The 10,519-nt window shown below is 69.2% G+C and carries 10 protein-coding genes and 1 pseudogene; 7 read left to right on the plus strand and 4 right to left on the minus strand.

All coding sequences use genetic code 11. The features are described 5' to 3' along the window. The coding region (locus ABFS34_14450) for an SGNH/GDSL hydrolase family protein (protein MEN8376644.1) at positions 1-725 on the minus strand (725 nt) is incomplete at its 3' end. Then, positions 726-1,451 carry a glycerophosphodiester phosphodiesterase family protein gene (locus tag ABFS34_14455; protein MEN8376645.1) on the minus strand — a complete coding sequence of 242 codons (726 nt, stop codon included), beginning with the start codon at positions 1,449-1,451 and terminating at the stop codon, positions 726-728. Between the two features lie 326 nt (positions 1,452-1,777). On the opposite strand from ABFS34_14455, the gene ABFS34_14460 reads away from it, so the two are divergent. The 7 genes and pseudogenes from ABFS34_14460 (at position 1,778) to ABFS34_14490 (ending at position 8,696) form a co-directional block, all read left to right on the plus strand. Then, positions 1,778-4,438 (plus strand): DUF5916 domain-containing protein, encoded by a 2,661-nt coding sequence (locus ABFS34_14460; protein ID MEN8376646.1) that lies wholly within the window; start codon positions 1,778-1,780, stop codon positions 4,436-4,438. A 155-nt stretch (positions 4,439-4,593) separates the two neighbouring features. Beyond that, positions 4,594-5,640: a PQQ-dependent sugar dehydrogenase gene (locus tag ABFS34_14465; GenBank protein ID MEN8376647.1), complete on the plus strand. Its 1,047-nt coding sequence runs from the start codon at positions 4,594-4,596 to the stop codon at positions 5,638-5,640. Between the two features lie 169 nt (positions 5,641-5,809). Then, positions 5,810-6,379 (plus strand): annotated as a pseudogene (locus tag ABFS34_14470) (DEAD/DEAH box helicase). A 216-nt stretch (positions 6,380-6,595) separates the two neighbouring features. Next, on the plus strand, positions 6,596-6,796 hold the full coding sequence (locus ABFS34_14475; GenBank protein MEN8376648.1) for a cold shock domain-containing protein: 201 nt from the start codon (positions 6,596-6,598) through the stop codon (positions 6,794-6,796). A gap of 21 nt (positions 6,797-6,817) precedes the next feature. Then, positions 6,818-7,324, plus strand: coding sequence for a nuclear transport factor 2 family protein (locus tag ABFS34_14480; protein ID MEN8376649.1), 507 nt, complete (start codon positions 6,818-6,820; stop codon positions 7,322-7,324). Positions 7,325-7,346: 22 nt separating this feature from the next. After that, positions 7,347-7,841, plus strand: a complete 495-nt coding sequence (locus tag ABFS34_14485) for a ferritin (protein ID MEN8376650.1) — start codon at positions 7,347-7,349, stop codon at positions 7,839-7,841. Between the two features lie 135 nt (positions 7,842-7,976). Then, positions 7,977-8,696, plus strand: a complete 720-nt coding sequence (locus tag ABFS34_14490; GenBank protein MEN8376651.1) for a MerR family transcriptional regulator — start codon at positions 7,977-7,979, stop codon at positions 8,694-8,696. Here ABFS34_14490 and ABFS34_14495 read toward each other — a convergent pair. After that, positions 8,679-9,773 (minus strand): galactose oxidase, encoded by a 1,095-nt coding sequence (locus ABFS34_14495; protein MEN8376652.1) that lies wholly within the window; start codon positions 9,771-9,773, stop codon positions 8,679-8,681. The two genes, ABFS34_14490 and ABFS34_14495, sit on opposite strands and share 18 nt — an antisense overlap. Further along, a complete protein-coding gene (locus ABFS34_14500; GenBank protein MEN8376653.1) occupies positions 9,770-10,423 on the minus strand; it encodes an energy transducer TonB in 654 nt (217 codons plus the stop codon). Before ABFS34_14500 ends, ABFS34_14495 begins: the two co-directional genes overlap by 4 nt. Positions 10,424-10,519 lie beyond the last annotated feature (96 nt).

Consider the following 10,519-nt stretch of genomic DNA (forward strand, 5'->3'; position numbering starts at 1 on the left):
TCATCGACCACACGCGCGAACAGGATGGCGTGCGCCGCGTCGTTCAGGTGGATGCCGTCGCCGATCCCGAACGCGGCCGAGATCGTGCCATCCGGCCGCCCCAGGCCCGTGAAGAAGTCGATCGCGTATTCCCCGAAGCGCGCGAACGTGGAGTCCCTCATCGCCAGCGCGTTGGCGCGCTTGTCGGCGTCGAAGTCGCGGGGCTGCGTCGTCGCGACCCAGACCGGCACGCCGGCGGCCCGGGCGCGCGCCGAGACCGTGTCGTAGTTCACGAGTTGGGTCGCCACCTCGACGCCCAGATTCGCGTCGTTCGAGGGCAGATTGATGATGATCGCGTCGGCGCCGGCAGCCAGCGCCTTGTCGATGTTTCGCGCCGTATCGGGCTGCAGCCGATCCTCGTCGCCCCCCAGCCCCACGGGGAGTATCCGGTAGGTGTTGTAGCCCCCGCGCGCCAGGTTGGTCAGCCGATGGCCCGCGCCGGCCTCCTCCAGGTGGCGCCGGTAGCGTTCCACCCACGCGTTGGCGGCGTCCGCCGGTCCGGTCCCGGCCGCGGTGGAAGAGCCTAGCACGACCACGTGGACCGGTCCGCAGGCGGCGGGGGCCGGTCGCACCGAGGCCGACTCGGCGGCCGCAAGCAGCGGTCCGACGTCGGGCGGAGGCACGTCGGGCGGCGGAGCATCGCACGCCAGCACAAACACTACGAGCAGCCCCAGGGAGCGCCGCACTCAGTACGCCTCGAGTCCGGCGCGCAGCGCCGCCACGTCGTCCGTGGTCAACCCGTCGACGCCCATGTCCAGCAGCACCCTGCCCTCCCAGGGGTCGTTCACGGTCCACGTAATCACACCGCGCGTGTGCCGGAGCGCGCGCGCCACGCGCTCGGGATCCTCGAGCAGGATCCTCCGGTCGGGGTCCAGGATGGCGTTGCCGTCCTCCGTCGCCAGCTCCAGCGCCCGATCGAACCCGGCGGGTTCTGCCACCACGTAGCCGATGCGCAGGTCGCTCAGCCGGCGGACTTCGGCCAGTGCGTCCCAATCGAGCGAGATCACGGTAGCTCCTTCGGCCCAGTCGAACTCGCGGATTTCGTCCACTACCGGGCCGATCACCCGGCGGTGCATGCCGGCCTTGAGCTCCGGGTAGATGCGACCGCAACGACCGTGCGCCAGGGCCAGCGCTTCGGCCAGCGAAGGTATGGGCTGCGCGGCGTAGGAGACATCGAACCAGGATCCCGCGTCGAGCGAGCGGAGTTCCTGCAGGGAAAGAGCGTCGGCGGGGCCGAGGCCGCTGGTAGTCCGATCCAGGGTGGCGTCGTGCAGCAGGATGGGAACGCCGTCGGCGCTGGCCTGGACGTCCCATTCGAGCGCGTCGGCTCCCTCATCGAGCGCGAGCCGCAGGGCGGCCAGCGTATTCTCCGGGGCGCGGGCGCTCAAGCCCCGGTGGGCGATGAGTTCCATGGCCCGAGGATGGGGTCGGCGCGCGGGCCGGACAAGCGCCCCCCGTCCCCGCAGGAGCGTGGTTCAACCGGCGTTCGCGCCGGCGATCCCCGTGGGGCGATGACCAACCCTGTACGCCGGTACGGCATCGAAGCTTTCGGACCCGCCGACTCGTAAGGGTGTTACCATTCTCGCACCACGACCTGGCTCGATCGATGACAGCGAACCTACAGCGGCAGCGCGCGATTCTCGCCATTTGCCTCGCCCTAGGGGCGCCGGCGGCAGCGCATGCGCAGCAATCGCCGATCTCGGATAGCGACACCGGTACCTCGGCCGCGACCGCGGCCGTGACTCCCCCCGCCGCAGACGCGGACCACGAGCGCCTCGCGCCGCTCGCGCGGGCGGTCCGCCTGGACGGCGTCATCGCGCTCGATGGCCGCCTGGACGAGGCTGTGTGGGCGCGCGCCCCCGTCGCGGACGCCTTTTTCCAGCGCGAACCGGACGAGGGTGTGCCCGCCACGCAGAGGACCGAGGTCCGCTTCGCGTACGACGACGAAACGCTGTACATCGGCGCTCGTATGTTCGACGACCAGGGCGCGGAAGGAGTGGTGTCGCGGCTGGTACGGCGCGACAACTGGCCGGACAGCGACCAACTCACGATCATCTTCGACACGTTCCTGGATCACCTGGGCCGCACGGTGCTGTCCATCAACCCGGCCGGTGTGCGAGGCGACGCCTTCGGCCCCGGTGGATCCCACGCCGATGACTCCTGGGATCCAGTCTGGAGGGCGCGCGCGAACGTGGATTCACTGGGCTGGACGGCGGAGTTCGAGATTCCGTTCGCGCAGCTGCGCTTCCCGCAGGGCCGCGATCAGCGCTGGGGGCTCCAGATAGAGCGCTTCGTGCACCGTCTGAACGAGTCGCAGATGTGGTCGTTCTGGTGGAAGAACGAGTCCGGCGGACCTTCGCGGTACGGGCACCTGGACGGCATCGAGGCGCCCGCGGTGGGCACGAACAAGCTGGAGCTGCTGCCGTACGTCACATCCAGCGCCGAGTTCAGGGGCGGCGAGGTGGACGCGAGCAACCCGTTCGACGACGACTCGGAGCAGGCCTTCAGGGCCGGCGTCGATCTCAAGTACCTGCTGACCTCCAACCTCACCCTGAACGCGACCGCGAATCCCGACTTCGGCCAGGCCGAGGTCGACCCGGCGGTGGTCAACCTGAGCGCGTTCGAGACCTTCTTCCCGGAGAAGCGCGAGTTCTTCATCGCGGGGCGGGGGCTGTTCAGCTTCGGCGGGTTCAGCTGCATGTTCTGCTCGAACGCCTCCTCGCTGGGCATGCTGTTCACCCGGCGCATCGGCCGCGCTCCGCAGGGCGGCGGCTTCGCGCACGACGCGGGCGAGTTTGCCGATGTGCCCGACAACACCACGATCCTGAGCGCCGCGAAGGTCACCGGCCGGACCGCGGGAGGGCTTTCCATCGGGCTCCTGAACGCGGTCACGTCGTCGGAAAGTGCGGACGTGGTCGGCACCGACGGCGAATTCTTCGAGAAGCAGGTGGAGCCCTTCAGCAACTACTTCGCGGGGCGGGTCAAGAAGGACATGAAGGACGGCGACTTGCAGATCGGCGGGATCGTGACGTCGGTGGTGCGCGACCTGGACGACCCGGACCTGAAGACGATCCTCAACTCGCACTCCGAGGGCCTCGGTCTGGACGGCCAGCTGTGGTGGGGCGACCGGACCTACCGCCTCATGGCGAGCGCCGCGGTCACCAACATCTCCGGTTCACCAGACGCCATCCTGCTACGGCAGGAGTCGAGCGCGCGGTACTTCCAGCGCCCCGATCGGCAGCACGGCGGCAACGGGCTGTTCAGCGACCGGTTCGACCCGACGCTGACATCGATGCGGGGATTCGGCTCGTACACGCGGGTGGCCAAGGACGCCGGTGACTGGCGCTGGGAAAGCGCGCTCAACATCCGCAGCCCGGGCTTCGAGAACAACGACCTGGCGTTCCTGACCCGGACCGACTTCGTGTGGATGAACGGCAACGTGGCCCGTCAGTTCACGACCCCCACCAAGTACTACCGGCGGCTGGACTTCACCGTGGGTGCCCAGCAGCAGTACAACTTCGACGGCGACCTGACGGACCGGCAGTACCACGCCTGGGCGGGCACGCAGACGCCGTTCTGGTGGTGGTTAAGCGGGTTCTATCTCACGCGTCCGTCGGTCCTGGACGACCGCCTGACGCGGGGCGGCCCGGTGCTGAGAAGGGCCGGCGTGGACTTCATGTCCTTCAACATGAACACGGACTCGCGCAAGCCGTTCTGGCTGTCGACGAACCTCTCGCACGGGCGCAACGACGAAGGCGCGCGCGACTACAACTTCAGCGTGGGCCTGAATCTCAAGCCGGTGTCGAACGTCGTGGTGTCGTTGAGGCCGTCCTTCAATACGGGCGAATCCACCGCCCAGTACGTCACCGCCGTGGACGACGCGGCCGCCACCGACTTCTTCGGCACGCGCTACGTGTTCGCGGACCTGAAGCAGCGGTCGTTCTCGATGAACACGCGGCTCAACGTCACCTTCACGCCGACGATGTCGCTGGAGCTGTTCATGCAGCCGCTGTTCAGCAGCAACGACTTCTCGCGCTTCAAGGAGTTCGACGCCCCGCGCGGGCTGTCCAAGAGCGTGTTCGGCGAGGACATCGGTACCGTGCAGGCGGTGGACCTGGGCGACGACGGGCGGCAATTCCTCATCGACCCGGACGGCAGCGGGCCCGCGGCCGAGTTTACCGTGGACGATCCGGATTTCAACTTCCGTTCGCTGCGCGGCAACGCCGTCTTCCGCTGGGAGTACACGCCCGGATCCACGCTCTTCTTCGTGTGGACCCAGGACCGGAGCTCGTTCGCCGAGGTGGGCGACTTCGACTTCGCCAGGGATCGGACCGCGCTCTTCGACGCGGACTCCGACAACATCTTCCTGATCAAGGTCAACTACTGGCTCGGCATGTAGCCGCGGCTCCACCCACCGACGGGAACGGCGGGTCGCCTTTGCGGGCGGTCCGCCGCGGCGCGTTCGCGTGCGTCCTCTTGGTCTCGTGTGGGGGCGATGGCGGGCTCGCGGACCCGGAACCGGACCCCGATCTTCCCGTCGAGGATGCGAGCCTGGTGTTGACCACGGTGGCGGCGGGCCTAACCCCCACAGTGCTCCTGACCGCGCCGCCGGGAGACGGCCGGCTCTTCATCGTCGAGCAGTCTGGCCTCATCAGCATAGTTTCGGGCGGGCAGCTCGTGGCCGAGCCATTCCTGGACATCACCGACCGCGTGAGGTCCGGCGGCGAGCTCGGCCTGCTCGGCCTGGCCTTCCACCCGCAGTTCGCCGCCAACGGCAGGTTCTACGTGCACTACACGCGGCAGGACGGTGGCTCGCGCATCGCGCGCTTCGAGGTCGGCTCCGATGCGGACGTGGCGGATCCCGCCACCGAGTCCGCGGTGCTGGACGTGGCCCAGCCGTTCTCGAACCACAACGGCGGCATGATCGCCTTCGGCCCCGACGGCAACCTGTTCATCGGCATGGGCGACGGCGGCAGCGGCGGCGACCCGCTAGGCAGTGGGCAGGACGAGGCGAGCCTGCTGGGGGCCATGCTGCGCATCGACGTGGACGGGACCGAGCCATACGCCATCCCGTCCGGCAACCCGTTCCCGGCGGGCGGCGCGGCGCGTCCGGAAATCTGGGCGCTGGGACTGCGAAATCCGTGGCGCTTTTCGATCGATCCCGTCCTGCGTGAGATCTGGATCGGCGACGTGGGCCAGGATCGCCTGGAGGAGATCAACAGGGCGTCCCTGGACGCGGCTGGACTCAACTACGGCTGGAACGTGATGGAGGGCAGCGAGTGTTTCGCGACCGCTTCCTGCGACGCGACCGGGCTCACGCTCCCTGTTCTGGAATACGCCCACGGCGAGGGCTGCTCCGTGATCGGCGGCCACGTCTACAGGGGAGCCGCCGTGCCGGCGCTGCGCGGCCACTATTTCTTCTCCGATTTCTGCTCCGGCTTCATCCGCAGCATCGACCTCGCCGCCGCCGCCTCGTCCTACAAGGAGTGGATCACCCCCGCGCTCGGCCAGGTGCTCTCGTTCGGGGTCGACGGCGCCGGCGAGCTGTACGTCCTCACCTCGATCGGCCGAGTCTGGCGGGTGGACGGCACGGCCGAGTGAGACGGGTTGGCATCGGTCCGCCTGCTCCGGCTATGATCACCTGCTGAAGCTGGACTATCCAACAAAGGAACGCATACACGTGCTCGAGTACTGGTGGGCGATCATCCCGGTCGCCGTCGTCGTCGTGATTCTGTTGATTCGCTCGGGGCGTTCCGCCCGCGAGAGCGGAGTGCCGGCCCGCACGCGGTCGCGCGAGTCGAGTGGCCGGGACCGCGGATACGAAGGAACCGTCCGGTCCGCTGCCTTGCGGGAAGCCGCGTCGAGAGCCGGTTGGCCTGCCCCTCCGGAGACACACCGACGCGCCCTACCCGCGCTGGCCACGGGCGAGGACGTCGTGCTGGTGGCTCCCGCGAATCCGGCGCGCAGCGGCGCCTACCTGTTGGCCGCTCTGGACGATCAGGCGGACTCGGACGGGCTGCGCACGCTGATCCTGTGCACCGATCGCCGACACGCGGCGCGCGTGGCGACGCAGGCCCGCGAGCTCGGCGCCGACGGCGATCTGTGGATCGGGGAGATCCACGAAGAGGGTGACGAGGAGGCCCAACTGCGCGACCTGCGAGCCGGATTCGACATGGTCGTGGCCACGCCTGGTAGGCTGAACCGGCACCTGCGCAACGGCGCCCCGGTCATGGCCGATGTGCGCATGGTCGTCGTCGATGACGCGGCGCGCATTCTCGGTCGCGCGGACTCCGCGAGAAGGCTCGAGCGAGTGCTCGCCGAAGTGCCGCCGGGTCGGCAGTTGATCCTCGTCGCGACCAACGGCACCGACGCCCTCAGAGAACGATCGCAGGCCCTCGCCCCTGCCGCTCATTGGATAGAAGTGGCCGCGGACGATGCCAACGGCGACAAACGCCGGCCGGCGCGTTCGAGTGCCGCTACCAAGGGCGAGACCGCCGCTCCCCGGGACGAGCCCGCGGCGCCTGCCGCGCGGGCCGAGGAGGCGCAGGGCCAGCGCGTGAGCGGGGTCGTGAAATGGTTCAACGATTCCAAGGGATACGGTTTCCTACTCCCCGATGACGGAGACGACGACGTGTTCGTCCACTACAGCGCGATCGTCGGCGACGGCTTTCGCTCGCTGGAGGAGGGCGGCCGCGTCCAATTCACGATCGTCACCACTCAAAAGGGCCCCGAGGCCGCGGACGTCGAGCCTCTCTAGCCCGCAGCCCAGGAGACCGGAATGAAGGCTCGCACTACGCTGTTCGTCGCCTTGCTGATCGCCGCGGCCCCGCTCGCCGCCCAGGAGGGTCACGTGCCGCGCGCCGAGGCGGACCTGTCGCCGGAGCAGGCGGCCGTCATGGCGCCCGTGGACATGCTGTTCGACGGCATGCGCGCCAAGGACACGGCCATGATCCGCGCGGCCTTCGTCGAGAACGGCGGGCTGACCGGACCCGGCCGCGCGCAGGACGGCAGCGTCGTCATCCGAACCACGACGGTCGACGAGTTCGTCACCACGATCGGCAACTTCGAGCGCGTCATCGACGAGCCGCTTTTCGACGTGGAGGTGCGCATCGACGGCCCGCTCGCTACGGTGTGGGCGGAGTACGATGTGTTCATGGACGGCGACTTCAGCCATTGCGGCGTGGACGCCTTCCAGCTCGTACAACTAGCAGATGGCTGGAAGATCCTCACCATCGCCGACACCCGACGCAGGCAGGGGTGCGAGCGGATCGAGACGGAAGGTTGACGCTGGCCCCTTAGGAGGACGCATGGACGCCGCGGTACGGGACGCAATCAACGATCAGATTCGCAACGAGCTCTACTCGGGGTACGTGTACCTGGCCATGGCCGCGCACTTCGAGGAGAACAACCTCAGCGGGTTCGCGCACTGGATGCGCCTGCAGGCGCAGGAGGAGCTCGGGCACGGCATGCGCCTGTACGACTACCTGCTGGACCGCGGCGGCCACGTGACGCTGGAGGCGATCGAGCAACCACCCGTCGAGTGGGGCTCTCCGCTGTCGATCTTCGAGCACGCGCTGGAACACGAGCGCAGCGTGACCGGCATGATCGACGCGCTCTACGAGCTCGCCAAGGAGAAGCACGACCACGCCACGCAGGTCGCGTTGCAGTGGTTCATCACCGAGCAGGTAGAGGAAGAGGCGAGCGCCGAGGACGCCGTCGCGCAGCTGCGCATGGCGGGCGACAACGCCGCCGCGCTGCTCATGCTGGACCAGAAGTTCGGGGCGCGAACAGCCGTCGAGTAGGCGTTCGGGCAGACCCGGCCGAACAGCGGCCCGCCGGTGCGTTCCGGCGGGCCGTTTTCTCGTGGGGCTTGACCCTGACGTACCGTGAGGGTTTAGCGTGCGATCGAGGTGATCGAGAAGAGACTCGGAGGCCGCATGGAAATCACGGTTGGTGAACTCGCGCTACGCACCGGTCTGACGGTGCGCACGCTGCACCACTACGATGACATCGGGCTGCTCGCGCCGGTTTCGCGCAGCCCTGCCGGCTACCGGCTCTACGGGCCCGGCGACGTGCGGCGGCTGCAGCGGATCGTATCGCTGCGGGCATTGGGGTTGCCGCTCGCAGACATCGCGGACTCCCTCGATCGACCCGAAATGACCCTTGGCCGCGTGTTGCGGATGCACGCCGAAAGGCTGGACCGGCAGCTCGACTCCCTGCGCGCCCTGCGGGAGCGCGTGCGGTCGCTGGCCGGACGGCTCGACGCCGAAGGTGGCGTCTCGGCCGAAGAACTCATCGCGCTGATGGAGATGACCACGATGTTCGAGAAACACTTTACCGCAGAGCAGCTTCAGACGTTGGCCGCCAGACGCGAAGAGCTGGGCGAGGACGTCATCCGTGCCGCGGAGGAAGAGTGGCCGAGGCTGATCGCCCGCGCCCGCGCCGCGATGGAGGCCGAGCTTCCGCTCGACGACCCCGAGGTCCGGGAGATCGCGGCCCGCTGGCGCGAACTGACCGAGGCGTTCACGGGGGGCGATGAGGGCATCGCGGACGCCGTACGGGACGTGTACTGGAGTGAGCCGGAGGCGCGGCAGATGGCCGGCTTCGACCCCGACATCTGGGCTTTCATCGCGCGCGCGTCAGCCGCAGCCCGGTAGCGACAGGACGACGACCCCGGCGGATACCCTCTGGGCCAGGCGCATGCCGCCGATCACGAACCCGTGTCCGCCGGCGACCGGCAGGCCCCGGTGGTCCATCGTGCTCGCCGGGGCGGCGCCCAGGTCCACCCAGCGGTCCTCGCCGACGTCGTAGGCGAAAACGGCGTCCCGGGGCGCCGCGGGCCGGCCGTCGTAGCCGATGCCGTCGTAGTTGTACGGATTGTCCGTGCCGCCGGCGAACACGATACGGTCTCCGCACACGCCAGAGGCCGCGCGGTACAGCGCGGGCCCGGGGTGCTCCGGCAGCGGGCGCCAGGTGATGCTGGTCGGGTCGGCGGGGTCTATGTCTCCGCGCCACGCCTGGGGCGCCATCGTGTAGCGGGGTCGAGTGTCGTTGCGGCGCACTCCGTCGATGAAGACGATCGCGTCGCCCGCCACGCCGCCTGCGTGGCCGAAGACGGGGACGCCCTCGATGGGCGTGGCCTCCTGCCAGCTATCCCGTGCCACGTCGTAGACCTGCACCAGGGAGACGTTGTCGCCGTCGTGCCAGCCGCTGACCAGGTATATCAACGAGTCTCTCCACACCCCGCTGACCGCGTCATCGACCGGCACGGGCATGGGGGCGGCGGCGCGCCAACCACCCTCGGCCGGATCCCAGATGTCTACGTTGGGGACCGACTTCTCCGAGCCGTCTGGCGCGACCGTGTAGCCGCCGAAAAGGACGACGACCCCGCCGACGGCCTCGGCCGTGGCCGCGATCCGCCCGCGGGGTCCGGGGACCGGCGGCAGCTCCGTCCATGAAGAGTCGCCGAGCGCGACCGCGAACGCCCGCTGGGTGACGCCGTCCCACGTGCGCGAGGCGCCCAGACCGAGGAAGGAGAAGAGCGTAGTCCTGCCGGCGATCTCCAGGCTCGCCACAGCGTTGTTGGTGACGGCGACCGGCAGGGGCGGCGGATTCCGCACCTCCGTGGCGGGCTCGCCGTCCGAGGATTGGGCGGCGAGGCCCGGCGTCGGCAACGAAAGCGCGGCGGCGGCGAGGCCCAGGAGCAGCGCCGCCGCGTTGTGGCGCGGCGTCATCGCACCGTGAACTGGATCGGGATCTGGACCCACAAGGCCACTTTCTGGTCCAGGTTCAGCGCGGGCCTGAACACCATGGCGTCGGCCACCTCCAGCGCGACCCTGTCGAACGCGTCCAAGCCGCTCGATTCCTCGACGCGAGCTTCGGCGACCCGTCCGTCGGTGCCCACCTTCACCCACAGCAACGTGGTCCCCTCCACCCCCGCGTCCCGCAGGTGCGACGGGTAGCGCCGCCTCAATTCCCGCTCGACCGCCTCCTGGTTGACGAGTTCCGGCTTCACCGTGTGGGGGATGAAGACTCCGGGATCGTCACCGTTCCCTCGACGGACAGGGGGAGGAGGAGGACCGACGCGCGGGGCGTCCGGGCCCACATTGGGCGAGATCGTGATGTCATCGATCGCGTCCACGGTGATGACCGGGTGCGCCGGACGGGGCACATCCTCGGGCGGCGGCGGCAGCGGCGGCAGCGGCGGTTGGACGACAAACATCGTGTCAGGGTTTGGCTGCGCTCCGAGCGGCTCGGGAGTGGCTGCGGGCCACAGCGCGATCACCGCGAAGTGGAGCGCCGCGGCTACGGCGATGCCCCCCCACGTCCGGGAGCTGTTGGTGCGCTTGAAGCGTTCGTTGGCGGTGGTGCGAGAGGCGAGCATGACGTCCCTCCTGCCGGGGGTGCGCGCGGGCGCCGAGGGACGCGCCCGCGGGTGGTGTTCCGGTTCCTACACGGAGACTAGCTTCGGCGTTCATGC

This window comes from Gemmatimonadota bacterium (assembly GCA_039715185.1).
Classification (GTDB): Bacteria; Gemmatimonadota; Gemmatimonadetes; order Longimicrobiales; family RSA9; genus DATHRK01.

Coding starts and splice junctions, on each gene's coding strand:
- ABFS34_14500 (MEN8376653.1), bottom strand. CDS start 10,423: ATGCTCGCCTCTCGCACCACCGCCAACGAACGCTTCAAGCGCACCAAC.
- ABFS34_14480 (MEN8376649.1), top strand. CDS start 6,818: ATGAAGGCTCGCACTACGCTGTTCGTCGCCTTGCTGATCGCCGCGGCC.
- ABFS34_14495 (MEN8376652.1), bottom strand. CDS start 9,773: ATGACGCCGCGCCACAACGCGGCGGCGCTGCTCCTGGGCCTCGCCGCC.
- ABFS34_14455 (MEN8376645.1), bottom strand. CDS start 1,451: ATGGAACTCATCGCCCACCGGGGCTTGAGCGCCCGCGCCCCGGAGAAT.
- ABFS34_14485 (MEN8376650.1), top strand. CDS start 7,347: ATGGACGCCGCGGTACGGGACGCAATCAACGATCAGATTCGCAACGAG.
- ABFS34_14490 (MEN8376651.1), top strand. CDS start 7,977: ATGGAAATCACGGTTGGTGAACTCGCGCTACGCACCGGTCTGACGGTG.